Origin of the sequence: Exiguobacterium sp. HVEsp1 (genome assembly GCF_002009685.1) — a bacterium.
GTDB classification, from domain to species: domain Bacteria; phylum Bacillota; class Bacilli; order Exiguobacteriales; family Exiguobacteriaceae; genus Exiguobacterium; species Exiguobacterium profundum.
On sequence record NZ_KV917367.1, the window covers coordinates 2,503,964 to 2,528,686 of the forward strand.

Annotated in this window: 25 protein-coding genes; 7 read left to right on the forward strand and 18 right to left on the reverse strand. The window is 48.7% G+C overall.

Annotated features, from left to right (window positions below):
• Positions 1–71: 71 nt before the first annotated feature.
• The 5 genes from BV910_RS12755 (at position 72) to BV910_RS12770 (ending at position 5,740) form a co-directional block, all read left to right on the forward strand.
• The gene (locus tag BV910_RS12755; protein ID WP_240499858.1) at positions 72–1,601 is read left to right on the forward strand and encodes a multicopper oxidase family protein; all 1,530 of its coding nucleotides are present in this window, start codon (positions 72–74) and stop codon (positions 1,599–1,601) included.
• 155 nt (positions 1,602–1,756) lie between these two features.
• On the forward strand, positions 1,757–2,902 hold the full coding sequence (locus BV910_RS12760; protein WP_078147633.1) for a sensor histidine kinase: 1,146 nt from the start codon (positions 1,757–1,759) through the stop codon (positions 2,900–2,902).
• A gap of 213 nt (positions 2,903–3,115) precedes the next feature.
• A complete protein-coding gene (tnpB, locus tag BV910_RS12765) occupies positions 3,116–4,204 on the forward strand; it encodes an IS200/IS605 family element RNA-guided endonuclease TnpB (protein WP_078147634.1) in 1,089 nt (362 codons plus the stop codon).
• A gap of 215 nt (positions 4,205–4,419) precedes the next feature.
• On the forward strand, positions 4,420–4,563 hold the full coding sequence (locus BV910_RS14840) for a hypothetical protein (RefSeq protein ID WP_026825140.1): 144 nt from the start codon (positions 4,420–4,422) through the stop codon (positions 4,561–4,563).
• A gap of 91 nt (positions 4,564–4,654) precedes the next feature.
• Complete coding sequence (locus BV910_RS12770; protein ID WP_078147635.1) at positions 4,655–5,740, forward strand: GGDEF domain-containing protein; 1,086 nt, start codon at positions 4,655–4,657, stop codon at positions 5,738–5,740.
• Between the two features lie 38 nt (positions 5,741–5,778).
• Here BV910_RS12770 and BV910_RS12775 read toward each other — a convergent pair whose 3' ends face one another.
• The 7 genes from BV910_RS12775 to BV910_RS12805 form a co-directional block, all read right to left on the reverse strand.
• Positions 5,779–6,483, reverse strand: coding sequence for a glycerophosphodiester phosphodiesterase (locus BV910_RS12775; protein WP_078147636.1), 705 nt, complete (start codon positions 6,481–6,483; stop codon positions 5,779–5,781).
• The gene (locus BV910_RS12780; RefSeq protein ID WP_078147637.1) at positions 6,455–7,762 is read right to left on the reverse strand and encodes an ABC transporter substrate-binding protein; all 1,308 of its coding nucleotides are present in this window, start codon (positions 7,760–7,762) and stop codon (positions 6,455–6,457) included. The genes BV910_RS12775 and BV910_RS12780 overlap by 29 nt, the downstream gene beginning before the upstream one ends.
• 16 nt (positions 7,763–7,778) lie before the next feature.
• Entirely contained in the window at positions 7,779–8,588 is an 810-nt protein-coding gene (locus BV910_RS12785; protein ID WP_078147638.1) for a carbohydrate ABC transporter permease, read from the reverse strand.
• Complete coding sequence (locus tag BV910_RS12790) at positions 8,585–9,490, reverse strand: carbohydrate ABC transporter permease (RefSeq protein WP_078147639.1); 906 nt, start codon at positions 9,488–9,490, stop codon at positions 8,585–8,587. Before BV910_RS12790 ends, BV910_RS12785 begins: the two co-directional genes overlap by 4 nt.
• Positions 9,487–10,578: an ABC transporter ATP-binding protein gene (locus BV910_RS12795; RefSeq protein WP_078147640.1), complete on the reverse strand. Its 1,092-nt coding sequence runs from the start codon at positions 10,576–10,578 to the stop codon at positions 9,487–9,489. The genes BV910_RS12790 and BV910_RS12795 overlap by 4 nt, the downstream gene beginning before the upstream one ends.
• Positions 10,575–11,162: a glycerol-3-phosphate responsive antiterminator gene (locus BV910_RS12800; protein WP_371328159.1), complete on the reverse strand. Its 588-nt coding sequence runs from the start codon at positions 11,160–11,162 to the stop codon at positions 10,575–10,577. Before BV910_RS12800 ends, BV910_RS12795 begins: the two co-directional genes overlap by 4 nt.
• A gap of 201 nt (positions 11,163–11,363) precedes the next feature.
• Entirely contained in the window at positions 11,364–12,845 is a 1,482-nt protein-coding gene (locus BV910_RS12805; RefSeq protein WP_078147642.1) for a cryptochrome/photolyase family protein, read from the reverse strand.
• Positions 12,846–12,909: 64 nt separating this feature from the next.
• Between BV910_RS12805 and BV910_RS12810 the strand changes: the two genes are divergently transcribed.
• Entirely contained in the window at positions 12,910–13,539 is a 630-nt protein-coding gene (locus tag BV910_RS12810) for a class I SAM-dependent methyltransferase (protein WP_078147643.1), read from the forward strand.
• 108 nt (positions 13,540–13,647) lie between these two features.
• Here BV910_RS12810 and BV910_RS12815 read toward each other — a convergent pair whose 3' ends face one another.
• From BV910_RS12815 to BV910_RS12845, 7 genes are all read right to left on the reverse strand, one after another.
• The gene (locus BV910_RS12815; protein ID WP_078147644.1) at positions 13,648–14,586 is read right to left on the reverse strand and encodes a sensor domain-containing diguanylate cyclase; all 939 of its coding nucleotides are present in this window, start codon (positions 14,584–14,586) and stop codon (positions 13,648–13,650) included.
• Between the two features lie 144 nt (positions 14,587–14,730).
• Entirely contained in the window at positions 14,731–15,009 is a 279-nt protein-coding gene (locus BV910_RS12820) for a hypothetical protein (protein ID WP_012727334.1), read from the reverse strand.
• A gap of 57 nt (positions 15,010–15,066) precedes the next feature.
• Positions 15,067–16,116: a C45 family autoproteolytic acyltransferase/hydrolase gene (locus BV910_RS12825; protein ID WP_078147645.1), complete on the reverse strand. Its 1,050-nt coding sequence runs from the start codon at positions 16,114–16,116 to the stop codon at positions 15,067–15,069.
• 63 nt (positions 16,117–16,179) lie between these two features.
• Entirely contained in the window at positions 16,180–17,913 is a 1,734-nt protein-coding gene (locus BV910_RS12830) for a methyl-accepting chemotaxis protein (RefSeq protein ID WP_078147646.1), read from the reverse strand.
• 98 nt (positions 17,914–18,011) lie between these two features.
• Positions 18,012–18,467, reverse strand: a complete 456-nt coding sequence (locus BV910_RS12835; protein ID WP_012727337.1) for a hypothetical protein — start codon at positions 18,465–18,467, stop codon at positions 18,012–18,014.
• An 11-nt stretch (positions 18,468–18,478) separates the two neighbouring features.
• Positions 18,479–18,901: a 3-hydroxyacyl-ACP dehydratase FabZ gene (gene fabZ / locus BV910_RS12840; protein ID WP_031422282.1), complete on the reverse strand. Its 423-nt coding sequence runs from the start codon at positions 18,899–18,901 to the stop codon at positions 18,479–18,481.
• Positions 18,902–18,914: 13 nt separating this feature from the next.
• Positions 18,915–19,175: a DNA-directed RNA polymerase subunit beta gene (locus tag BV910_RS12845; RefSeq protein WP_078147647.1), complete on the reverse strand. Its 261-nt coding sequence runs from the start codon at positions 19,173–19,175 to the stop codon at positions 18,915–18,917.
• Positions 19,176–19,376: 201 nt separating this feature from the next.
• On the opposite strand from BV910_RS12845, the gene mscL reads away from it, so the two are divergent.
• Complete coding sequence (gene mscL, locus BV910_RS12850; protein ID WP_078147648.1) at positions 19,377–19,757, forward strand: large conductance mechanosensitive channel protein MscL; 381 nt, start codon at positions 19,377–19,379, stop codon at positions 19,755–19,757.
• Positions 19,758–19,773: 16 nt separating this feature from the next.
• On the opposite strand, the gene BV910_RS12855 is transcribed toward mscL, so the two are convergent.
• The 4 genes from BV910_RS12855 to BV910_RS12870 form a co-directional block, all read right to left on the reverse strand.
• Positions 19,774–20,877: a glycerate kinase family protein gene (locus BV910_RS12855; protein ID WP_078147649.1), complete on the reverse strand. Its 1,104-nt coding sequence runs from the start codon at positions 20,875–20,877 to the stop codon at positions 19,774–19,776.
• A 60-nt stretch (positions 20,878–20,937) separates the two neighbouring features.
• Positions 20,938–21,720, reverse strand: a complete 783-nt coding sequence (locus BV910_RS12860; RefSeq protein WP_012727342.1) for a flagellar hook-basal body protein — start codon at positions 21,718–21,720, stop codon at positions 20,938–20,940.
• An 11-nt stretch (positions 21,721–21,731) separates the two neighbouring features.
• A complete protein-coding gene (locus BV910_RS12865) occupies positions 21,732–22,505 on the reverse strand; it encodes a flagellar hook-basal body protein (RefSeq protein ID WP_078147650.1) in 774 nt (257 codons plus the stop codon).
• A gap of 97 nt (positions 22,506–22,602) precedes the next feature.
• Positions 22,603–24,558 carry a HAMP domain-containing sensor histidine kinase gene (locus BV910_RS12870; RefSeq protein ID WP_078147651.1) on the reverse strand — a complete coding sequence of 652 codons (1,956 nt, stop codon included), beginning with the start codon at positions 24,556–24,558 and terminating at the stop codon, positions 22,603–22,605.
• Between the last annotated feature and the right edge of the window lie 165 nt (positions 24,559–24,723).

The following is a 24,723-nucleotide window of genomic DNA, read 5'->3' on the forward strand; positions in this document are numbered from 1 at the left end:
GACTTTCATGTTTCTTTCACAATTAGGTGGTACAACAAAGTGAGGACTGAACAATGAAGGAGTGTTATAGCATGAAATCGAAAGGAATATGGTTTCTGTTGACGGGGATTTTAATTGGAGGCATCCTCGTTTTACTAATCGTCCTTTTCAACGGGACATGGAACCATAACAACAATATGGACCAAGATCATATGATGGGAAACGATTCGGCAACGGGTCAGATGGATGATCACATGATGGGTGATAATGGAATGGGTGGCAATAACGGACCGATGGGACACGGAGCGATGCAAGAGCTCCAAGCAACGGATGAACCGACACAGCCGCTTCCGATTCCGACTGCCTTACAGCCAAATCGTGTCACGGGAGACACGGTCTACTATACGGTGGAAGCAACTAAAGGCACGTCACAATTTTTCAAAGACGGCAAGAAATCGGAAACGTTCGGCTATAATGGAGACTTACTCGGACCAATGATCGAGTTACCGAAAGGAAAAACAGTCGTAATCGATACCATCAATCGATTGGATGAACCGACAACGTTCCACTGGCACGGACTCGTCATCCCTGCCGACATGGACGGGGGACCTCATCAGACCGTCGCACCAGGTGAACAGGCACAAGTTCGACTCGACATCGATCAAGAACCTAGTACACTGTGGTTCCACCCCCATCCGATGGGATTGACAGCCGAACAAGTTTATAAAGGGCTCGCCGGTCTTCTTTATGTGACCGACGATGCACAGAATGGTCTCCCGAATGAATATGGAGTCGACGACATCCCGCTCATCGTACAAGATCGACTCTTCACGCCGAACGGTGAGTTGGATTATGATGCCCATATGAACGTTGATGGAACGACGGGGGATACCATTCTTGCGAATGGAGCCATCAACACGACGTTCGACGTTCAAACCGAGACGTTACGAGTGCGACTAGTCAACGGTTCGAATGCGCGTGATTTTGATTTTACGTTATCTAACGAGGCCGAGATGACGCAGATCGCGACAGACGGAGGGCCGTTAGAACGCCCGATTCCCTTAGAGACCCTCACGTTGACACCAGGTGAACGGGCCGAGGTACTGATTGATTTTTCACAAGTTGAAGATGTCGCCGCCTTAAAAGCGGACGGGGTGACATTCACCACGTTTCGTGTCGGTGAACTTGACAAGGCGTCCATTAAGATTCCGGTGACCGAAACGATGGAGCGCTCGACAGATGAGACGGCAGATCGACGGCTCACCCTTTTTGGAATGGGTAACATGGTTTCAATCAACGGAAAGACCTATGATCCGGAGCGTATCGACATCGAAGCGAAACGCGGAGACACTGAGGTATGGGAAATTGAAAATAAACCAGATATGATGGGTGGGATGACACACCCCTTCCACATCCATGGCGTCCAGTTCCGAGTCATTAGTCGAGACGGCAACCCACCATCCGATCAGGAAAAAGGGTGGAAAGATACAGTAGCCGTCGCTCCAGATGAACGAGTAAAGATTGAAATCACCTTCACGAAAACCGGCACATTTATGTATCATTGCCACATCCTTGAGCATGAAGAAAACGGGATGATGGGACAAGTAAACGTGACTGAATGACCGACACCTCTCTGTTCTATCAGCGGAGAGGTGTTTTGTATCCGTCCCGATTTCGATACGTTTCTGCTAGGACTATTGCCTGTATAGGGATTCCTTCTCAAATGTCGTATACTAGTTGTGAATGCATGTACAAATGTTCGCGAGGAGGTAGGTCCATGCGCCGATTCTATAAGGTTAGGCAGAAACGCTCCGCTCGTCAAAAACAGCAACGCCATACGTTCTCCATCGCTTCCATCGTGGAAGAAGTACAGGATGCGATGTGTTATATCGATTTCTCAAGATGCCGTCTGTATTCGAATGATTCTCTTCGTCAATGGTATCCTTCTATGACAACACAATCTTTTGACACATTGGAAACATTGACTCGTTATGTATATACCATGTTGGAACGGCACGGGGCGGATTCTGCACAAGTCATGCACCTCATCCAGGAATTGCTCGAATGTGCGACCGAAACGGATCCAAGGATGACTTCACGTCGTCTGCGTTCTAATGACAAGACGCTACATTTGATTTTCAACTTCACGCGGACACCACGTGGCGTTTTCATCATGTGGCGCGACCAAACGGAAGCCGTCCGCTTTGAAGAACGTAAAGACAGTTTCCTTGCCGAACTGTCTCATGATTTCCGCACGCCATTGACTGCCATCCATGGATATACGGAGCTACTCATGACACGCCATCAAGGTTCGGAAAAATCGTATCAGATGCTAACACAAGTCAAACAAGAATCGGAACGGCTGGAGCGGCTCGTCGATAACTTCCTCGATTATCAAAAAGAACGATACACGGCTGATCAACTGACCGTGACGACGTTCGCACTCCGTCCTCTTTTGGAGGATGTCATGTCGAGCTATCAGACGACCTCCTCGCTTCATACGGTGACGTTTGAAACGAATGATGTCTTGATTCAAGCAGATGAAGAAAAGTTACGGCAATTGCTCCATAACCTCATTGGTAACGCCATCAAGTACTCTCCTGATGGCGGGACGGTCCATACGAGCGTATTTGAAAGTGCTGGCACGGTAACTTTATCTGTATCCGATACCGGGATTGGGATTCCAGAAGAAGCACTTCCCTACGTATTTGATGAATATTACCGTGTCGAATCCGCCGCCCACCAAGCCATAAAAGGAACAGGTCTCGGTCTACGAATCTGCAAACGAATTGCCGAAGCCCACGGTTGGGTAATTCATGCGGACTCGGTATACGGAGAAGGCACCACCTTTACAATCGAGCTTCATACCAGACAGAGCTGTCCATTGCTGCCATCCCCTAAACATTCGGTTTCGTTCGACTGATTTAACTAAATCAGGCGAGAATTTTCCCTCCTCTAAGCGTCTCGGGGCGTAGCCCAGCGTAGGTGGGAGATGAATCGCCCGGTCCAAAACTCTTCTCCCCCTGTGACAGATGTGACGAACAAAAGTTCGTGATTCCGTCAGATTCTCCCTTCCTTCCATGGGTATTGGATGAGGAGGACACATCATGATCTTCTGAAGGGAGGATGGACGGACATGCTGAAAGGCTATAAATATAGGCTCCACCCAACGCCGGCACAGGCCGAGTTCCTCATCAAGACGATCGGCTGCGCCCGGTTCATCTACAACAAGCTGCTCGAGGACCGCATCGCCATCCGCGAGGAGGCGAAAGCGGGGAGTGGAACGAGACGGAAACCGGCGACACCCGCCTCCTACAAGCCCCTGTTCCCGTTCCTCGCCGAGGTGGACAGTCTCGCGCTCGCGAACGCGAAGCTGAATCTCGACACCGCGTTCGCGAAGTTCTTCGCCGGGACGGGCGGCTTCCCGGCCTTCAAATCGAGACGGCGGTCGCGCGCCTCCTACACGACGAACAACCAGCACGGCACGATCCGCATCGAGGACGGCAAGGTGAGACTTCCTAAAATCGGCTTCGTGAAGTTCGAACAACATCGCTCGTTTGAGGGCGTCATCCGGTCGGCGACGGTGTCGATGACCAAGACGGGCAAGTTCTTCATCTCCCTCCTCGTCAAACAGGACGATGCACCATGGATCCCAGCCGAGAACAAGGTCGGGATCGATCTCGGTTTGGAGCACTTCGCCGTCATGACGAACGATGCGATGGTCTCGGAGAAAATCGAAAACCCACGTCTCCTTCGTAAGTCCGAGGCGAAGGTCAAGAAGGCGCAACGGGCGCTGTCGCGAAAGAAGATCGGAAGCAAGAATCGTGAAAAAGCCAAATTACTTTTGGCCAAGAAACACGAAAAGATCGCCAACCAACGCAAGGACTTCCTTCACAAACTGTCGAGACGGATCGTTGACGAGAACCAAGTCATCGTCGTGGAGACATTGAAGTCGGAGGACATGATGCAAAACCATAAGCTCGCCAAATCGATTGCAGATGTCAGTTGGTACGAGTTCGTCCGGCAACTCGAATACAAATCAAACTTCTACGGACGGACGCTCATCAAGGCGGATCAATGGTTCGCATCCACTCAAATCTGTTCCACTTGCGGTGTAAAAGGCGAGAAGAAGGCGATGGATGTCCGTGAATGGACGTGTGCCTGTGGCGCGCATCATGACCGTGACATCAACGCGAGCATCAACCTGTTGATGTTGGCAAACTAAAACGAATTCCTTCAGGGTGGGAACCACCCGACGAGCTTGGTAAACAATCGTGGCTAATAAAAGTACGGTCTTCCCAAGAAGCTCCCACTTCAATTTGTGAAGCAAATAAGTGGTGAGTAGTTCACTCGGTCGAACGTTTTTGTCTTACCTCAATTTGAGAATGAAGTGTCTACCTTTTGGGAATAAAGAAGCGTCGAAGAGAGGAGGAAATGAAGATGAAACAACGTGGCTACTTATCGATTCCCGTCGCCGTTGTATTCGCCGTCGTTTTCGGGCTCACCCTCGATAATTGGTGGCTCGGCATTGGAATTGGCATCGCTATGTTTTTTGCGTTTCGAGGAACAAAGAAGAAAGCGTGAAAAGATAATGAACATTTACACACCTTCAGATTGACAATTATTTGAAGACTGCTACCGTTAATGTATAGTCTATCGAAAAGGTCGTGAAGGAATGACGCTCACCGTCTTGTTGCTCAATGCTTGTGTCGCATTCACCGGATTTTATATCATCTCGAAGATTTATCATTCTTCGCTTTTTAATTCGTACCGTCTTCGTAGTTCTGTGATTGGAATACTCGCCGGTGCACTCGGTCTGTTTTTGATGTATAACGCCGTAGAAGCTAACGATATGGTCCGTGTGGATTTACGTCACTTACCGCTCGTGTTGCTTGCTTTTTATGGTGCTCGTTTTCCTTTATTCATTGCGACACTTGTCATCGCCAGTACACGATTTTTGTTCGGAATGACCGAGCAGGCCGTGATTGCGTTTATCGCGACGTTCATCGTCAGCATCGGGATGCTCTGGATTCATCGGCTGCTTCGGGAGCGACTCTTCTTACAGAGTATCTTTTTGAACGTATGGGCGCTCTTCATTATTTCGATTGCCGTCTATATCAATATGGGTTGGAGCACAGCCTATGTATCCCTCGTCTTGTCCATTTGGATGATTGGCATGCTCGTCGGTCTACTCTCGAGTATCCTCACCATCGATTTAGAACAGACGACCCGCCGTGCCATCGAGTACAAACAGTCGTCTGAACGAGACCATTTGACCGGTCTATACAATCGACGTGTGTGGGATCGATATACGGCTTCCATCGGGCAAGAGAATCGGACGTACAATGTACTCGCGCTCGATATCGATCATTTTAAACATGTGAACGATACATATGGTCACGGAAACGGTGATCTCGTCTTACAACAGTTCGCCAACATCTTAAAAGTCGAGACGCGTGCCCATGACACTGTCGCACGAATCGGTGGCGAAGAATTCGTCATCTTGATGTACGATTTGACGCCAGAGAAGGTAGACAAAGTGGCCAACCGGATACGAGAACGGATTGCTGCTGAACTATTCCACTTGAACGATTTTCCACCGATTCAAATCACGACGTCTGTCGGGGTCGCACACGGAACCTCGCTTCCCATCAAGCGGATGGTCGATCTTGCGGATTCGGCGCTCTATCAAGCAAAACATGAAGGGCGCAATCAAGTTGTTGTCTCGACCTATGACACACCACAACCGATCATGACATGAACAAACCCCGCCTCAAGTGAAAGCGGGGTTTGTTGTACTCATTTTGTAAACCGTTCAACCTCATCTGTCATGATGGCCGAAACCGCTATCAGGGGCAGGTCCTTCACATCGTTAATCGTGTAGAGCCGTGTCTCGAGCGTCGTCTGTTGTATCTGATCCCATGCTTTCGAACCGATAAATGCAGGCTGGGCGTGAATCGCCTCTGCCCGAATCATTTCAGCGAACGAGACAGTATCCGACTCACCCGTGAGTGTTAATACCGCAAGCCGGGCGACAGGTGCCACATCCCGCATGAGGACGAGTGTTTCACGATTGAACGAGGAGAATACGACACGGTCACCGAGTTCAAACTCGTCAACAGCAAACCAAGCGAGACGTTCGATCCCTGGATACGCATATTGATCCGTCTTCAATTCAATATTCAGGGTGACGTTGCTTCGTTCAATCAGTCCGAGCACCTCTTCTAACGTTGGGATGCGTTCATAGCCGTCGATCTTCAACTGGCGCAACTCCTGAAGCGTCATGTCTTTCACCCATCCCGTTCCATTTGTCGTCCGGTCGACGGTTTCGTCATGAATGACGACGAGACGCCCGTCCTTCGATAGCTGTACGTCCAGCTCGATTCCGTCCACATAGGGAAGAGCTGCCTCGAACGCGGACAATGTATTTTCCGGGTAATTGGCGCTATAGCCGCGATGTGCGTAAATCAACATGTCACTGCCCCAAGGTGGAAGTCGTCTCATCGGCCGCACGCTTCAATGCTTCTTCGACCGACACCCCTTGATACAAACTTTCCATCGCGTTGACGACACTTTGACGTGATTGCGGGAACGTCGAGATGAGCGCTCCTTGTGTCGCCGGTGATGGTTTCGTCTCACTGAGTTGGTCGACCGTCACTTTCAGTTGTGGATATTTCGCCCACATTTCGTTTACGATCGGTTCATTGTATGCTTCCGGATTGATGGCGAAGTAGCCTGTGTCAACATGCCACTGTGCTTGCGCTTCCGTTGAAGCGACATACTTCATGAACTCCCATGCGCCTTCTTTCGTCTCTTCGGCAATGCCATCACCCATCCAGAGCGATGCCCCGCCGATGACGACGCCTTGACGCTCCGCTTCATTCGGTACCGGTAAGTACGATGCGCCGATTTCAAAGTCCGCGTTGTCTGCTACCGTACGGATTCCTGCTGACGAATCAAGGTACATGGCAACTTTTCCAGATTGGAATGCCGCGCGCATGTCGTCCCAGTTTTGACCGACGTTTAGGAATGTCTTCTCATCGTACATCTCTTTGATGAGATTGAACGCGTTCTGTCCTTCTTCGCCATCAAACACGGCTTTCGTCGGGTCTCCGCTTCGTCCATTGTCATTGTCGACATACAGTCCACCTTGTGCGGCCAAGAGCTGTTCAAAGAACCAACCGTAGTTGAGCATCGTGAAGCCGGTCTGACCGTCCGTTGTCAACTTCTTCGCCGCCTCTTTCAACTCGTCATATGTGCGTGGTGCTTTCTCTGGATCGAGCCCTGCTTTTTCAAACGCCTCTTTGTTATAGATGAGGATCGGTGTCGAGGAGTTGAACGGCATCGAGTATTGCTTCCCATCGACCTGATAATAACTCAAGATGTTCTCTTCCCATACGCTCGTGTCAAAATCCTCTTTGTCGATGAACTCTTGAACTGGTGTGATTTTGTTCGAATCGATCATGTATTTCGTCCCGACCTCGAACGTCTGCATGATGGCTGGCGCGTCTTCCGAACCGGCGACCGCATTGAATTTCGTCAACGCTTCCTCATATGTTCCTTGGAAGACCGGTTTGACTTCATAGTCGTCTTGCGAAGCGTTGAACGCATCGACTTGACTGTTTAAAGCCGTCTCCAAGTCCCCACTCATCGCATGCCAAAAGACGACCTCTGTCTTTCCGTCTTCTGTCGTCGCCGCGACTGGTGCCGCTTCTTCACTGCCACATGCCCCGAGTAATAACACCGAACTTGCCAACCCTGCGAATAATCCTAACTTTTTCATTTGTCATATCCCCCTATTATTTGATAGCGCCTTGCGTCAATCCTTCTTGCAAGTGCTTTTGTCCTGCGAACAACAATACAAGTGTCGGAATGATAATCAAGATGACTGCTGCCATGACGACGCCCCAATCCGAGGCGACTTCGTTCGACTGCATCTGTTTGATGCCGATTTGGACCGTCCGCGCCTGTTCCGTGTTCGTGACGAGAAGTGGCCATAAGTACATATTCCAAGTCGTCAAAAAGCTGTACACCGACAATGTGACGAGCGGTGTCTTCGATACCGGCAAGACGACGTTCCAAAAGAATCGGAAGCGACTGATCCCGGCAATTTGGGACGCCTCGTACATTTCATACGGAATCGTTTTGAACTGTTGCCGAAGTAAGAACGTCCCGAACGCAAGTGCGAAGAACGGCACAGACAGTCCCCAGACGCTATTCAGCCAGCCGAGCGACTGGATCGTCAAAAAGTTCGGTACCATCGTCGCTTCCCATGGCACCATCATCGTCGCCAGGAAAAGCATGAAGATGAGCCCTTTTCCTTTAAAGTCGATAAAGACGAATGCGAATGCCGCGAGACTCGACAAGACGACCTGTCCGACCATCACGAGAACCGCGACGACCAAACTGTTGAGCAAATACGTCATCATCGGGATACGCTCGAACGCGGCTACATAGTTTTCCAATGAAGGTTCACGTGGGAGGAGATGTCCCTGAAGCACTTCCTTCCCGTCCATCAGACTGATCGAAAACGCATAGGCGATTGGAAACAGCATGACGACGGCACTCAGGGTGAGTAAGACATAGGCACCTATATTCCGTAATCTCATTGGTAATGCACCTTCCTTTCGACCAGTTTGAACTGGAGCCACGTCAACAGAAGGACGGCGATGAATAATAGCACGGCCTGGGCACTGGCACTGCCGACGTTATAATTGATAAACGCATCTTTGTAGATGGCATAGACGATGACATTCGTCGCATTCGTCGGTCCACCTTTCGTCAATAAATCAATCTGTCCGAACGTCTGGAAGGCGTTGATCAGCGAGATGATCCCGACGAAGAAAAGTGTCGGCGACAACATCGGGATGGTGATCGCCCGAAGCTGTGTCCAATAACTCGTTCCGGCAATGTCCGCACTCTCATATAACGTCCGATCGATGTTTTGCAGACCGCCAAGTAGAATCAAGAACGTAAAGCCGATGTTCATCCAAACGGTCGCAAGTGACACGGAAAGGAGCGCATATTGTGGATCGAGGAGCCACTGTACGCCACTCGCACCAATTGCCTCGAGGAACCGGTTGAAAATACCGATTGACGGATTGTACATGAACATCCAAATGACCGATGACGCCGCGACGCTCATCCCCATCGTCGCCGAGAACGCTGTTCGAAAGATGCCAATGCCCTTCAGTTTCTCATTGGCGAGGAGTGCGAGACCGAGCGCAATGAGAATCGTGAGCGGGACCGTCAAAAGGACGAATCCGACTGTCGCCTGAATGCTTTGCCAAAATGCGGCACTCGTGAACAGCGTGCTGTAATGACCGACTCCGACAAATTCGAGTGGTGTCCCCTGTGTGTCGGTCCGGAAAAAGCTTAAATAGATCGTTCGCAACAGCGGATAGACGAGAAAGACACCGAACAAGATGATAGACGGAGACAAGTACAACAGACCGCTCGCCGCGTCAGATAGCCGTGTCCGGGCTTTCTCTCTCGGTAAGGCGACCGTCATTGGAACACCTCCAACGCCTCAAATAGTTTCGGTTGTCGTGGCTCGATGCGCTGTCCGTTCGTATTAAATAGCGACATCTGTTTCGAATCCACATAACACGCTACCTTTTCGCCGACCGTGAGCGGCCATTGTCCCGGCCATTTTGCCAACCATTCGTTCCCTCCGACGTCAAAGGCGAGAATCGTCTCGGTCCCGAGCACTTCAATATTTTTCAGTTCTGCGTAAAATGTCACATCTTTGTCCGCTGGCTTGATTTGCTCAGGACGGACACCGAGTGTCGCCTGTGATACTTCCGTCAAGGCATTTGGGTGGAAGATGCGACCGTCCGATGCCATCCAGCCTTTTTCTTGTCGCGTGATCTCAACTAGGTTCATTGGAGGTGACCCGATAAAGGAAGCGACGAACGTATTCGCCGGTTTGTTATATAAGTCGAGCGGCTTTCCGACTTGTTGCACTTCCCCCTCATTGAGGAGCATGATGCGGTCCGCCATCGTCATCGCCTCGACTTGGTCGTGAGTGACATAAATCATCGTCAATCCGAGTTTTCGCTGTAACTGGCGAATCTCTGAACGCATCTTTGCCCGTAGCTTCGCATCTAAGTTCGAGAGCGGCTCATCCATCAGGCAAATCGGTGCCTCGGTCACGATGGCACGTGCCAAGGCGACACGCTGTCGCTGACCTCCAGATAGCTCACGCGGTTTCCGTTTCAGGTAATCGGTGAGCCCGAGTGTTTCCGCTGCCTGTAGGCAACGCTCCCGCTGTTCAAGCTTCGTCAGTCCTTTCGTATGTAGACCGAACGTGATATTTTTCTCCACCGTCATATGTGGGTAAAGGGCGTAGTTTTGGAACACCATCGACAAGTGACGCTCACTCGGCTTCATCCCGTTCGCCGCCACACCGTCGATGCGAAGCGTTCCGCTTGTGATGGATTCGAGCCCGGCTATCATCCGAAGCATCGTACTCTTCCCGCAGCCGGACGGACCGACGAGTGCGAAGAACTCTCCTGCTTCAATCGTCACGTCAATCCCTCGAATGACTTCCGTCTCCCCGAATGATTTTGTCAGTTGTTGTAGTTGAATCGATTTCATGCTAATTCCTCCTTCTGACTTTGTACGTTCCAAAGTCGTTCATCCCCGGTCGATACGGCGAATGCCCCATGATCGAGGGCGCGATGCACATCAATCGGTTGACGAATCATGCCACCCGTCACAATCGGAAAGGAGACTTCCTGGGAAATCTTCTCGACCACGCTCGGAATCAGACCCGGCATAAGTTCAATCGCATCCGGTTGTTGCGCCTCTGCGAGCTTGAGTCCGCTCGTGACCGCGTCCGAGTCGACGAGAAAGAGTCGTTGTACCGTCAAGAGCCCCGCTCGCTTCGCATGCTGGAGCACAGATGCTTTCGTCGTGACAATCCCATCGGCACCGACACGTTTGGCAAGATAATCGATTCCGTCCCGGTCGAGGCTGATGCCATTGATTCGCTCAGCGTGGAGGAAGACCGTTCGATTCTCTCGCTTTAAGTGCGCCACATAGCGGTCGAGCGTACTGAGCGTTCCCATCATGAGAAACGTCGTCGTCACATCCGTCCGTAAAAACGTCTCGATTTGTTTTGGACTTTTGATGGAGGCAATCATCCGTTCTTGCCCAATCCGTTCAATCGCATCATTCACTTGAATCATCCTCTCTTCAAAAAAGGACCAACAGAAACGACACGTCATCAACGTACGGGCTTCTGTTGGTCTCTCAAAGGTTCTACCGGTAACTATTCACTTGGAGTGAGGGGGTCTCACAGCTCTTATCGTAACGAATGATTGTAAAGCTATGATAAAGGAATTGCTAAGTTTCATGAAGAGAACGTAAAAAAAACCGATTCACGGGGAATCGGTCAACGTCTTTTCGGCTTTCGCTAAGATGTCGGCTTTCACGTCATCATCCCGCCCTTGCCAATTGCGGACCATCATCTTCATCCGCTGGTTTTTCGAGAATCGTTCTTCGTGACGATCGATGAACCGCCAATAGAGGGCGTTGAACGGACAGGCGTCGTCTTCTGTTGTATGTTTTGGGTTGTATGGGCAATCCCGACAGTAGTCACTCATCCGGTCGATATATTTTCCGAAAGCGACATACGGTTTTGTGGCGAGCTTTCCACCGTCCGCATGAAGAGCCATCCCGAGTACGTTCGGTAAGACGACCCAGTCATAGGCATCGATATACATCTCGTTAAACCAGTCGCTCGTCTGCTTCGGATTGATTTCAAACAATGTCGCATAGTTTCCGAGCACCATCAGTCGCTGGATATGATGATTGTGGGCATGTGCGACAACCGGTTTCAAACTTTGATGCAGACAGTTCAACTCCGTCTTCGCATCCCAGAAGAAGGACGGTAAGTCGCGTTCATGCTTGAACGTGTTCACGTCTTCATAACCGGGCATGACAGAAAGATAGACGGCGCGCATGTACTCTCGCCAACCAAGGATTTGCCGGACGAATCCTTCAATCGACGATAGCGGTGCATCCGCCTGACATGCCGCATCAACGACTTCTCGCGGTGTCAGTAAACCGATATTGATGGCAGCCGACAACAGGCTGTGTGACATCTCGGGTTCATCCGTCATCATTGCATCTTGATACGGACCGAACGTTTCAAGTCGTTCTTCTACGAACTGTTTTAGCGCACGTCTCGCCTCGGCATGTGTGACCGGCCAATGGAACGAGGTCACCTCCCCCGGATGTTCCGAGAACGTCGACTCGACTTTTTCGATAACGTCTTTCGTGATCGAATCTGGACGGAAATGGATGGCAGATGGAAACGATAGTCCTTCGTTCGGCGGTTTTCGGTTATCCGCATCAAACGACCATTTCCCGCCACGTGGCTTCCCCTCTTCGAGCAAGACATCGAATCGCTTCCGCATGTGACGATAAAAACGATCCATCCGCCACGGCTCATTCCCGAGCGTCTCGGTCGCTTCCTCTTTTGATAAGTAGAAGAGCGGGACATCCGTATGTTCGATCAGTTTATGCTTCTTCCCAAATTGTTTCAGTTTTTTCGCCATCGGTTCGTCCGTGACGGCGGTGACATGAATTTCGTCCGGAGTGTACTGTTTCACATGATTGTCCCATGCCTCTTGGAACGAATCCGCCTCATGATAATCCACGGTGTATCCTTTATCGCGCAATTCTTCAGCAAAGTGTCGCATCGCAGAGAAGATGAGGACGAGCTTTTGTTTATGGTACGGACGCCACGTCGCGCGCGACGTCGCCTCAATCATGACGATGACATCATCTTCTTTCATATCCTTCAGCATCGCAAGTTCGTGCGAGAGTTGGTTGCCGAGTATCCAAAATGAACGCATGTTGTTGACTCCTTTGTCTCATCGGTGTGCTACAATCGAGCTACTTTCGAAGTGAGGTGATGATGTGTTACCACAAGTGCTACTGAAATGGATTGACAGTCAATACGAGAATCCAAGGGGTCCCGTCGGAAAGTATATCGGGGAAAAGATGGTACGCCAACACCGGGTCGAAGTCGAATGGACGATTGAACAGTTAGACATTCAACCCGGTACAACCGTTCTAGAGCTCGGGTGCGGGGCCGGCGATGCGATGGCAACCATCCTTCAACGACATCCTGACGTACATGTCATGGGTCTCGACCGATCTAAAACAATCATCGATTCAGCAAGACAGCGCAATCAGGCTTCGATTCATACAAAACGGGCCAACTTGATCCAAGGAGATTTGCATCAGCTCGAGGTGACGGACGCATCCATCGATCACGTGTTCAGCATTCACACACTATATTTCTGGAGAGATGTCACGACCGTTCTGTCTGAAATCGAACGCGTCTTGAAACCGAATGGCACCTTTGTCATCACCTACTGTGACGGGAAAGGTGATGTCGAATGGAACGACATCTCCGAGATGGTTCGGAATCAATTCATCCCCGCGGCGGTGAACCTCGGATTCAAGGACGTATCGGTACAACGTGGACCGGACTCCCGTGATTATCATACGGTCGCCGTTACGGGATGCAAACCGAGCTCTTAATCACTACCCGTTTTTCATTCGATCCTTTCACGTCAATCGGTTCGTTGGTGCTGAATGCGAAAACAGAAGGCTAAACCAATCGCAATCCATCGGTTTAGCCTTCTGACGTTATTTATAAAACTTGTACGTGTTCTTCCCGCTCGATTTAGATTGATACAGTGCAATGTCTGCCTCTTTCAATAATCGACCGAGGTCCGCCTGTTCGTCGGAATCATATTGAGCGATGCCGATGCTCGCTGATAACGGGAGATGGTCGTCCCATTCTTTCAATACATACAAGATCTGTTCAGCATACCCAATGACAGTCTTTTTGGATAACGCATGTGCGATTTTAATAAGGAATTCATCCCCACCTAAACGATACACTCTCGAATCAGGTATCGGCTCCATCAAACGTCTCAGACGAAGCGCCACTTCTTTCAAGACGAGGTCCCCTTCATCATGACCGAATGTGTCATTCACCCATTTGAACCCATCTAAATCAATTAAAAACAGTGCCCCACCTTGATTCGGATTCGTCTCAAAATAGTTAGACAAGTAATGTCGGTTATAAAGATCCGTCAATTCATCCCGTGAGGCACGACGTTCAAGTTCTAAATAGTAACTGAACATACGAACCACGCGCTTCAACAAGCGGACACTTTTTGAATCGTACTGGGCGCTTTTATGATTGGCGACACAGAGCGTACCGAAAATATCCCCGTTCTTCGTCAGAATCGGGATTCCCAAATACGACTTGATGTTCACTTCGCGTAGTAATGACTGAAGTCGCGTCGATTCAATCTGCGATTCGATGTCTTCATACATCAAAACTTCTCGTTGATTGAAATCGATTCGATTACATACCGTATCCTTCAAATCAAAGGACATGCCTTCTTCAAGTAGGATAGGAGAATCTTGTGAGGATAGTTTGAGTATATGTTGGGTGTCATTCTCAATTGACGTGAGATAGACTAGTTTATCTGGTACTATTTCTTTTGCTAACTCAATCAAGTCAATCGCTAGCTCATCGAAATTCCGATACATTTGAAACTCATATGAGTGCATATGGCACCTCCACGATAAAAATCATCCACACTCATTATATCGAACTCTTCAACCGTTTCCTTTACTTACATTGAACAACATAAAAAAATACCTCGGACGTCGGATTGGATTCCCTACGTCATGAGGCATTTCATATAATCAGACTCATCCTCGACTCTTCCGTGTCAACGTCAATCCACCAAATCCACTGATGACAGCGATGTAAAATCCTAAATCATAGAACCAGCCGGTATTGTTCACTTCATACACACGATACGTATCATTGAATAATCCTAAAATGAGTGAAATCGGTGCAATCCATCCGTGCCAAATACCCCAGAAAAAACCTGCCGGATCCGTCGTGTACGTCCCGTCACCCGGAACACAACCTCCGAGTAGTGTAACAAGTGTCAGCATGATGAGTATGATTCCAAATCGTTTCATCTTTCATCCCTCCTATAATGGGTATTCCCGTTTCTCCTAAAAAAGCACTGACAAACGTCAGCGCCAAAGTTGAACCGTATTCGCAAACTCGATATCTGTCGCCAATTCACCGTCAAGTGCATGAAGATCGAAATCATCCCCATCGAGCCATTTTTGGAAGTCGAAGATGACCGGGTCACGGTCTCCACCGAGCGCAAACCAGGTCTCGAGCGTTTCAGGGAAATAAGCAGCCGTATGAATCGTTCCCGCCCAACTCCTGTACAATTCTGAAAAGACGCCCTTGTCGGTGTCGTTCATGAGACGGAATGCGCTCTCCGCATCTTGAATCAAGTGTTGCACGACTTTGATTTCCATCATGCGACGAGTCGAATCATCAAGATGATAGCGATTCTCGTGTTGGAGTAGTTCAAAATGGTTCGTACAGATATTCGATTCCCGTACTTGGATGTCTCGAGGCGTCGCCTCGATTACACGTGTTTTCGATGATTTGTCATGGACGACGTATGTGAATGACCCGCGATGCGGAATCTCTTTTAATAAATCGACTGCTTCTTCCACCGTCGCACATGTTTCTAGAATGATTCGTCCAATCATTTGACAGACAAATCCGTCCCCGGGTCGACGACGATTGATGAAATTGTAGCCCATGGCAAGTCCTTTTTCATTCATTCCGTCCATACGTCCGGTGACACGAGAGACCGGTCCGATGACCGCATACCCGTCATCCGGTTGAAAGACGTTGTATCGACCATCATACGTCATCGGGTGATAATCGTAATTCCGAACGAGAAAGTTATCCCCCGTCAAAATCGAACAGCCGCTGATTGGATTGTTGACTCGAAAATGTCCGAAATGAAGTAACGTATCATTGAGCGACAGCTTCAGCTCATCTTGTAACCCAATCAACTCTTCCCAAATCTTTGGAGCAAATTCATCGAAGGCAGCCTTCGCCTCAGTGGCATCAATCTCAAATCGCGGAACGCGTAGTTTCCACTGATCTGTCCGATTTTCGAGCAATTGACTGCGCTTAATATATTTTCCTTGAAATCGTCCGAAGTCATAATGACTTCCCCGAAACTGTGTCAGTTCACTAGAGAATTGTTGCATGAAAAAACCTCCCTTGCGCCCATTATAGCGGACGCACGAGAGGTCTGTCTGAAGTGAGACTGTTTATAACTTGAACTGTTGACTCATTCGTTGCATGTCCTCTGCCGTGCTCGACAAATCTTTGACGAGACGATTCATCGTCTCACTCGTCGCCGACATCTGTTCCGTCGAAGCAGCCACTTCCTCATTTCCGGCCGTACTTTCTTCTGAAATCGAAGCAATTTCAGACAGTCCATGTTGAATGTGGTCCTGGTTCGTCTTCACTCGATCGAGTTGGCCACGCATCGAACTCGTCAACTGTTGCATGTGACGAACGCTCTGTTCGATTTCAGTGAACGCACGCTTCGTTGATTCAAGTGTCGCTTTCCCTTCCTCTGCAGCCGTCATGCTCTCTGTAAAGGTTTGACCGAGCGCAATCGAGTTTTGTTTGACGCTTCCGACGATTTCTGAAATTTCACTGACAGACTCAGCGACACTATCCGAAAGTTTCCGAATCTCCGAGGCGACGACGGCAAACCCTTTTCCGTGTTCACCGGCCCGAGCCGCTTCAATCGCTGCATTGAGTGCAAGCAAGTTTGTCTGTTGTGAGATTTGACGAATCATCGTGACCAGTTCCGTCACTTCGTCCGCTTGCTGTTCAAAGTCGCGGACTTGTCCTTGTGATGTTTTTACTTGCGCATGAATGTGAGTCATTTGATTGACGGCACTCTCCATGTAACGTAGACCATCCATCGTCACCCGACTGACGACTTCCGCCTGTTCGCTCACTTGGTCTCCGTCCGATGTCGTTTGCTCGACAAGTGTCGAAAATTCATTCATATGTCCGTAAAGACGCATCGTCAAGACACTTTGATTCTCAACACCGCTTGCGATTTCTTCCATCGTATAGGCAATTTGGCGAGAGGCATCATTTACTTCTTCTGAGATACCTGAAACGTTGCCACTCTCATCCCGGACCGTCTGTGCCGACGTTTGAATACCGGAAATCAAATCTTTTAACATGTATGTCATCTTATCCATCGATACCGTCAGACGTTTGATTTCGTCATTAGATTTTAACTTAATACCTTCAACCGCAGTCGTCGCTGTCGCCAAATCACCTTCAGCAATGGATGTGGCCACACGTTCTAGTGCTTGAAGTGGACGCAATTTCCAGCCAAGATAACGCCAGATGATGATTCCCGAAACGACAAGGAGCACGAGCAGGCCGATTAAGATTGGAACTAAACTCTCTTTTAAGACATCTCCTGTAATCGCGGAGACCTCAGTAGCAGCTTTATCAATTCCGAGTACCCCAACTACCTCGTTCCCTTGTTTAATCGGGACGAGCACAGTCACATACTTCCCGTACTCCGGATCATCGATGACATCGGTTGCGACGGTCTCACCTTGGAATGCGGACGTTTCGTCATACGTCATCGCTGTAATCGGAGAACCAATCTCCTCAGCATCCGCTTCACTCATTCCATCCACAATCATTCGAACTTCCTCGCCCTCTTTGGCGATCGTGTATACATACATCGCACCGATTTGCTGACGATATGCATCTAAGTATTCACGAAACTGCTCATACTGCTCATTTTTTGACGGATTCGCTACGAAGGATGCATAGGCATCGACATCCAAAGATTCACTAATCCGTTCACCATCTTCAATTAACGTCGCATGTAACGTACTGAGTACGGAATGCTTCGTACTGAAGTATTGCACTACTCCAAACAAAATGATGAGCAACGTGACGAAGACTAACATTGATGCTAAAATGCGCGTCTGTAACGACTCTGATTTCTGTTTCATCTCAAAATTCCTCCATTCTCTCTTTACTCTTTTTATCGGATAGAATAGATTTATCTCCACAAAAAAACAGGCGATTTTCGACAACATCGCCTGTTTTTTTATTCACCATTTGTCGAATTAATGACTTCGAGTGGTATCGTGACTTCCGATTCACCTTCTTCAACGAGATGGAAGAGCGGAAGTGTCTCTGATACGAACAGATCCGGGTCTACGTCCGTCTGATACTCATACGTCCGAATATCCTCTTCACGCTCTGCAATCAGTTCACCAAATGGAATCGCAACGCGTTCGCCTTCGACCTCATAACTCATGACCGTCGTCGGATCAAGACGACGATTTTCGAGCATTCGAATCGTGAAGAGCATCGTCGTGTTATTCGTTCGTTCAAGAGAAACAGCGATTGCATCGGACTGTCCTGCACGTTTATCAATCATCGTTTCATCCACATTTTGCTCGTAAACGACATTTTCCTCACTCGACTCTTCTGTCTGGAGTTGCTGACAACCCACAATCGTCATTAAGCCGACTAGTAAGACAATAACTAAAGCACGCATCCCATTTCTCCTTACTTCAAGGCGAAAGTGAGTTCTGCTTCACAAGCAACTTCTCCATCGACCGTGGCCACGGCACGTCCTTTACCAATCGGTCCACGAATTTTCATGATTTCTACCTCGAGGCGAAGTTGATCACCCGGGACGACTTGGCGTTTGAAACGGCAGTTGTCAATCCCTGCAAAAAAGGCGAGCTTGCCTCGATTCGATTCGTCTTTCAACATTGCAAAAGCACCGACTTGTGCGAGTGCTTCAACAATCAAGACACCTGGCATGACATTATAGTCTGGGAAATGCCCGTTAAAGAACTCTTCATTCGCCGTGACATTTTTTAATCCAACAGCACGCTTCTTTTCCTCGACTTCGATAATTCGATCAATTAACAGAAACGGGTATCTGTGTGGGATTACTTCTTTGATTTGCTCAATTGTATACATCCATCCACCGCCTTTAAGAGGTTAGCCAAAAATCGGTGATATGGCGCCAGGTCTCGATGTCAAATACATCTTTCCAATCGCCTCCGCCAATGACGCTATATCCGATGACCGCTCCGAGGGCGAGCATCGCGATTGCCAACACTAAAACAACGAGCACGCGCAGTAAAATCGGGAATCGACGATGATTCGATAATCGCGATTGCTTTGTCTGCTTCGTCTCTTGTTCTGGTGAACCTTTTTGTTCTTCCGAACTCGTCTGTTCATCGTTCGACACGTCCAACCATCCTTTCAGCTAAAATGATTATATCATATTAGTACCTGGTATTAAAATGCGTAAATTGCTACCTTTTTAGTGTACCCTATGCAGAAAAGTCGAACAAGCACCCTTCCCTGATAGAAGTCGAACGATTTATTTATTTATTTCTTCCTTTCAAATATGCTACGCTTAAATTATTCAATGTCAGGAGGTTTGTTTATGTGGAAAGAATTTAAAAAATTCGCGATGCGTGGGAATGTCATCGACTTGGCGATTGCTGTCGTACTTGGTGCAGCGTTCACTGCCATCGTGAACTCACTCGTCAATGATATCTTTATGCCGCTTCTCGGAATCATTATTGGAGGAATCGATTTTTCTGGCTTAAAAGCAAGTGTACTCGGAGTGGATGTGTTATATGGCAATTTTATTCAACAGATTGTGTCCTTCTTCTTGATCGCCATCGCCCTCTTCTTGGTTGTCAAAGTCATCAATCGTTTACAGCGTGAAAAAGAAGTGGAGGAAGCTGCTATTCCGACCCCAACGAAAGAAGAGCAACTGTTGACAGAGATTCGTGATCTGCTAAAAAATCGTTCTTTATGAATGCGAAGGCGCCCGACTACTGTCGTGGCGCCTTTTCAATGAGGTGACGCACGCGTTGGACCGCATTCGTCAATAGTGGAGCTGCTTCCCAAATCGCTTCTTCTAACGTCATGATCCGAGACACGATCGGAAAAATGGCGACGATGCCGGACTCCATATGCGATGTGTAATCGGACTGTCCGGTGAAGACGAGGGTCGGGACTCCATGCGTATTCGCAAGGCGTGCCAACCCATACGGTGCCTTTCCCTCAAAGCTTTGCGCGTCAAATTTACCCTCTCCTGTAATCAGCCAATCTGCTTTTTCTAACTGTTCTTCGAGCTTAGACCAACTGATTACTTCTTCGACGCCACTCACGTAGATTGCACCAAGCTGCAATAGCGCAAAGCCGATGCCGCCAGCCGCCCCTGCTCCAGGAAGTGCTCTTCTATCCACTTCAAAACAGTTCGCGTAGTGATCCAGGATCCGGTCATATCGCTTCACTACATCTGCCGCCAATCCTTTCTGGGGGCCGAACACATAGGCTGCTCCGCTTTCACCAATCAATGGGTTCTGTACATCGGAAGACATTCTCCATACGACCTCGCGCGCACGCGGATGAAGACCGGACCAATCAATTGATGCCACTTCTTCTACTCGATGGGGGATGGTCGATAACACAGCACCGTTCGCATCGAGAAAACGAACACCTAACGCCTCAAGCAATCCTTTTCCACCATCCATCGTCCCGCTCCCTCCGAGCCCGACGGTGATGATCCTCGCCCCACGCTCTAGCGCTTGAACGATCTGTTCACCGACTCCGACTGAACTGTAGCGCCACGGATTGACATGAGCGAGGAGTGTCAATCCTGCTGTTTCCGCCACTTCGATTACCGCGTGCCTCGTTGACGGCTCGAAACCAAAACGTGCAACGCGCTGTATTCCATCCAAGCACACGACATTTTCTTCTATAATGGTTCCTTCTGCATGTGTCGCAATCCAAGCATCCAAAAAACCTTCTCCTCCGTCAGAGATCGGTATGATGGTGACCTCATGCCCTTCAAGCGCACGAAGGACCGCTTGATTTGCTTCCATACTCGAAAGTGAGCCTTTGAATGAATCCATCGCGACTACAATCCGCATTGATGCTTCTCCCCCTTTGTCTATAAAAAAACCGCTTCTCGGCTCGAGAAGCGGTAGGCGTTATGGACGTAACGCCGTGACAAGCCCCATCATCTGATCGCTCATCGACATCGCCCGTGAGTTCATTTGATATGCTCGTTGTGTGATTGTCATATCAGTCATCTCTTTCGTCAAATCAACGTTCGATGACTCGAGTGTCCCTTCAATCAATAGATTTCCGAGTGGACGATCGACTTCGGTCTCCAAATCCGCTGCGAACACGTTATCTCCGAGCGGACGTAATTCCGACGTATTGCGGACTTCTACGATGTCGAGACGTCCGAATTCTTGTTCAACGCCATTCACACTCGCAACGACCACACCGTCTTGACGAATGCGCTGATTCGTCGCATCGTTCGGCATCGTGATTGGATTACCGTCATCTCCAAGAAGCGGATTCCCGTTCACATCAACGAGCGTCGTCTCGTCACCGACTGACAATTGCATGTTTCCACTTCGAGTCACCCCGACACCGTTCGGCGTGTCCACGACAAAAAATTGACGGCTCGCCTTTAAAAAGACGTCCAATCCACGATCTGTCGTACGTACTTGTCCGATATTGAACTGCTGTGTAATATCGGCGACATGTCCCCCGACTCCAATCCGAATCCCGTTCGGTGTGTCTCGACCGACTTCGAATTCAGGACGCGGTTGGTTGTTATACGCCTGCGACAATAGCGAAGCAAAATGCCCCTGTTGACGCTTAAAGCCGACCGTATCGACGTTTGCGATATTGTGACCTGTCACATCTAATTGACGCTGAAGTTGAGACAGAGAGTTGACCGAGTTATAAATGGACTGCATGGTGTTCCTCCTTAACGAATACGAGCGATTTCGATTGCTCGCTCGGCACTTTTATCATACGCTTGGACGACCTTTTGATTCGCCTCAAACTGACGATACGTCATCATCAAGTCTGCCATCGTCTGGTCGAGGTTGACGTTCGCTTCTTCAATAAATCCTTGTAGTACTTCGACCTGGGCCTGCGCCGGGGCATCACCCGTCACACGCCAGTCATTGCCGACTTGTTCAAGAGTCGTCAAGTCATCGATTTGGTAGGCACCAAGAGTCGCCACGTTTTGTCCAAGCGATGTGATGACACCATCTTTCCCTACTTGAAACTCGCTCGATGGCAGTTGGATTCGTTCCCCTTCATCAGAAAGGATATATCCGCCGTCCGCAGAACGAAGGAAGAGCGCCTCATCGATCGAGAAGCGTCCATTTGTCGTATACAACGTCTCGCCGCCTTGTTCGACCGCAAACATCGGGGCTCCCGCAAAATTAGTAGGTGCCTTTAAATACAGGTCGGTCGGGCTACCGGATTCTGTGATACTTCCAGCTGAGAAACGGGGCATTGTTTCTTGAAGATAGACGCCCATTGATAGGGTACCTACTTCTCCCTTCACGCGCGATTTCGCGTTATCCGGATTGCTGACTTGTGCAAGAAGCATCTCCGGAAACGAACGTACCACGCCATCAGACGCTTTGAAGCCTGGTGTTCTCACGTTACCAAGGTTGTTGCTCAAAATCTCTTGTTGGCGCTGCAGGGCATTCATCGCTCCCGCTGCTGTATATAATCCGCGTAGCATAATCGTCTTCCTTTCATCCTATAACATGATTCACTCTCTATATCGTACCAAACGAGCGTGACATTCACCGTTTTTTCAAAAAAGTTCATCCCATAAATTAGGATGAACTCTCTTCATTGACATGGTCGACCATCGGTAACTCAACAATCATCGTCGTTCCTTCTCCTAGTTGAGATTGAACAGAGATGGTACCACCGTGCAGTTGAACGATCTCTTTACAGATCGCTAAACCTAAGCCGGTTCCACCGATGCGTTTACTTTCTTCCGAGGCCGAACGATAAAATTTATCAAAGATTCGCGTCGCATCTTCTTCCGAAATACCTAATCCTTCGTCCGATATCCCGATTTGAATCGTGTCACCCTCACACGTGACATCAACCGTCACATTCCCACCGTTCGGTGAATATTTGATGGCATTGTTCAGGATGTTTGAGAAGACTTGACGTAATTGGGCCGGATCTCCTGCGACAAATAACGATTCGTCACAATCAAAGTGGAAGAAATGATGCTCCGTCGATCCTGCATGGATTTCGAGTAGATCTGATAATAAATCATATAGACTCTCTACTTTAAAGTCTGGTACGCTCATACCCGCCTCCATTTTTTGAACATCTAGCAAGTCACTCACGAGACGTTCGAGCCGCTTTGTCTCACTCGCAATCATGTCTAAATAGCGCTCTCGCTTCGTGTTTTCCAATTGACGCCTTTTGAGCAGTTCTGAAAAACCGAGAATCGAGGTAAGGGGCGTCCGAAGCTCATGGGATACTGTCGCCACAAGTTCTGTCTTCAAGCGATTGATTTCTGTTTCCTGGGTAATATCTCGTGAGACGAAGATGACACCCACGCGTTCATTTTGCAGATCAATCGGTTCGGCGTACATGCGAATCGTTTTCTGACCTTCCTGCATCGTATACGTATACGTTTCATCGAATATACCTTCTTCTTTTGTACGTTTTGTGAATTGATTCAACCTCTCCGGATCGTCAATCTGGTTCATGAACATCGGATAGTACATCGCAATCGGGTATAGACTGCCCCGTTCCGTTGATGGAAGTGGATGCTCATACAAGTCAAAGAGTGCACTATTCACGAATCGTTCATTCGTCTCGAGTTCCGTATAGACGATAGAATCGCGCATCGTGTGCAAAATTCGAGCGGTCTTCTCTCGTTCACGATCGACTTGATCTTGTTGGGTCCGAAGTGAGGTCGCCATCTCATTAAACGCTTTCGACAACTGTCCGACTTCGTTTTGTAGCGGTTTAATCGGGATGAGTGTCGCGCTCGGGTTGCTCGCGAGACGCTCACTGTTTACCATCAGCGTCTGCAGTTGATTGGTCAACCTTAAAATATATGGCTGCAACCCGACAAACAATATGAACAATGCCCCGAGTAGAATCAAAAGCCACATCCATTGGGCTTTCACTAACTGTTTTGACAGCGCATCTCGCAATTCACTTTCTTGAAAATCAAGATTTTGTCGATAGTCGGTAAAGACCGACTCCATATCGACGATGCTCGCACTCATATCGGCAGCACTACTTGAGTTCAGTTTAAATCGTGTCTGAGTCGATGTTTCATTTTTCGGCATGAATTGCCCTACGGTGCGCATCTGCAGGAACGATTCATCGATTTCTCCTGCCTGCTTCGCAATCACATACTGCTCAAGTGCCGGCATGACGCGTGTCGTATAGATCGAGAAGAGAAGTCTCGCATCCTCTGCGAACTGTACTTCTTCCGCGTTTCTTGCCTGTTCTTCGAACCATGTCGTTTGCTCGTCGATATTCGTTTGAGCTGTTCTTACTTCTTCTAATAGCGCACGTTCTCCTAACAGGACGTGCCCTCGTAATTCATATTGCATCGATTGCCACGTTTCAAACAGATCTGTCGCCCGTGCACGTTGCTCACTAATTCGTTCTAATTTTACGGTCGTCTCTTGAATCGATTGCTGTGTATAAAAATAGGTCCCAATCGATGTGAGTGTCACTAAGGCAATCAATATATAAAAAATCGTCATAACTTGTCGACTAATGCGTTGTTCAATCCAACGTTTCATGGAATGCCTTCTTCCTTCACTCTTAGAATGCCTCACTTCGTACGGTGAATGACTTTTTCTGTTCAAACAAAAAAAGTTCGGGTACGATGATGAGACGGAGAGTCACTTCAAAAATTCATTCACCTATTAGGAAGAATAACGGAATGACCTCACAAGAAACTCACA

Bases quoted from the DNA above. Each gene is read 5' to 3' on its own strand.
- BV910_RS12755 (WP_240499858.1), top strand. From the start codon at position 72: ATGAAATCGAAAGGAATATGGTTTCTGTTGACGGGGATTTTAATTGGA.
- BV910_RS12760 (WP_078147633.1), top strand. From the start codon at position 1,757: ATGCGCCGATTCTATAAGGTTAGGCAGAAACGCTCCGCTCGTCAAAAA.
- tnpB (WP_078147634.1), top strand. From the start codon at position 3,116: ATGCTGAAAGGCTATAAATATAGGCTCCACCCAACGCCGGCACAGGCC.
- BV910_RS14840 (WP_026825140.1), top strand. From the start codon at position 4,420: ATGAAACAACGTGGCTACTTATCGATTCCCGTCGCCGTTGTATTCGCC.
- BV910_RS12770 (WP_078147635.1), top strand. From the start codon at position 4,655: ATGACGCTCACCGTCTTGTTGCTCAATGCTTGTGTCGCATTCACCGGA.
- BV910_RS12775 (WP_078147636.1), bottom strand. From the start codon at position 6,483: ATGAGACGACTTCCACCTTGGGGCAGTGACATGTTGATTTACGCACAT.
- BV910_RS12780 (WP_078147637.1), bottom strand. From the start codon at position 7,762: ATGAAAAAGTTAGGATTATTCGCAGGGTTGGCAAGTTCGGTGTTATTA.
- BV910_RS12785 (WP_078147638.1), bottom strand. From the start codon at position 8,588: ATGAGATTACGGAATATAGGTGCCTATGTCTTACTCACCCTGAGTGCC.
- BV910_RS12790 (WP_078147639.1), bottom strand. From the start codon at position 9,490: ATGACGGTCGCCTTACCGAGAGAGAAAGCCCGGACACGGCTATCTGAC.
- BV910_RS12795 (WP_078147640.1), bottom strand. From the start codon at position 10,578: ATGAAATCGATTCAACTACAACAACTGACAAAATCATTCGGGGAGACG.
- BV910_RS12805 (WP_078147642.1), bottom strand. From the start codon at position 12,845: ATGCGTTCATTTTGGATACTCGGCAACCAACTCTCGCACGAACTTGCG.
- BV910_RS12815 (WP_078147644.1), bottom strand. From the start codon at position 14,586: ATGCACTCATATGAGTTTCAAATGTATCGGAATTTCGATGAGCTAGCG.
- BV910_RS12820 (WP_012727334.1), bottom strand. From the start codon at position 15,009: ATGAAACGATTTGGAATCATACTCATCATGCTGACACTTGTTACACTA.
- BV910_RS12825 (WP_078147645.1), bottom strand. From the start codon at position 16,116: ATGCAACAATTCTCTAGTGAACTGACACAGTTTCGGGGAAGTCATTAT.
- BV910_RS12830 (WP_078147646.1), bottom strand. From the start codon at position 17,913: ATGAAACAGAAATCAGAGTCGTTACAGACGCGCATTTTAGCATCAATG.
- BV910_RS12835 (WP_012727337.1), bottom strand. From the start codon at position 18,467: ATGCGTGCTTTAGTTATTGTCTTACTAGTCGGCTTAATGACGATTGTG.
- fabZ (WP_031422282.1), bottom strand. From the start codon at position 18,901: ATGTATACAATTGAGCAAATCAAAGAAGTAATCCCACACAGATACCCG.
- mscL (WP_078147648.1), top strand. From the start codon at position 19,377: ATGTGGAAAGAATTTAAAAAATTCGCGATGCGTGGGAATGTCATCGAC.
- BV910_RS12855 (WP_078147649.1), bottom strand. From the start codon at position 20,877: ATGCGGATTGTAGTCGCGATGGATTCATTCAAAGGCTCACTTTCGAGT.
- BV910_RS12860 (WP_012727342.1), bottom strand. From the start codon at position 21,720: ATGCAGTCCATTTATAACTCGGTCAACTCTCTGTCTCAACTTCAGCGT.
- BV910_RS12865 (WP_078147650.1), bottom strand. From the start codon at position 22,505: ATGCTACGCGGATTATATACAGCAGCGGGAGCGATGAATGCCCTGCAG.
- BV910_RS12870 (WP_078147651.1), bottom strand. From the start codon at position 24,558: ATGAAACGTTGGATTGAACAACGCATTAGTCGACAAGTTATGACGATT.